This window comes from Vibrio sp. D173a (assembly GCF_030248475.1).
Window position 1 is genome coordinate 1 of the sequence record NZ_JAHGAH010000348.1, and the last position, 670, is coordinate 670.

General features: G+C 42.4%; 1 protein-coding gene. It reads right to left on the reverse strand.

Annotation, left to right across the window (positions count from 1 at the left end):
* Positions 1–634, reverse strand: a 634-nt coding sequence (locus KIV40_RS25710; protein WP_375164884.1) for an IS630 family transposase, incomplete at its 3' end; no start/stop codon positions are given.
* Positions 635–670: the final 36 nt, after the last annotated feature.

The window sequence follows — 670 nt, forward strand, 5'->3', positions numbered from 1 at the left end:
TCAGTGCGCCAATAATATTCAATCGGCTACGATTACCCGTTGTTTCAATCACTTTATCCTGATCAGTACGTATCCAGCCGTGAGATATTTTTGTTGACAAGGTTGGGTGAACAGCGTCGATAAAGACTATCGATTCATCCTCGCCACAGCTTGCCTTTAGCGCTTCATAAGCCTCTATGAATGCTTGTTGTTTTGCTTCATTAAACTTGTGCGGAACGCCTTTCGGTTGCTTGTAACTAAAGCCATTGTGGTGAAGCCATTTGTTCATACCAGAGACCGTATAATCAAGTTCAAATGTCTCTTTGACGTAAGTGACAATTTGATGAGTGTGAGAATAGGTTTTCTCAGTCAAGTGCTCGATTAGGTGCATGGTTTGAGTAGCAGAAAGCTTACTTTGGCTTCCGCCATTTTCAGGCTTAAGTTTTTCAGAAAGAACGTAGTCACTGAGGTGACGAGCAACGGTCGATTCATGAATGCGAAGGGCTTGTGAAATCATAGCCTGACTCCAGTCTTCAGAAGCCAGTAAAACAGCCTTAATACGGTCGCAAACTCGACTATCACGTTCAATATCGTGCATTTGTTCGAGTTGCAGTTTCTGTTGAGGAGTCAGTGTAATTTTCATGGTGCGTAGCATGATCCTGATTCTAAAGAAAATCAAGCATCTTCAATG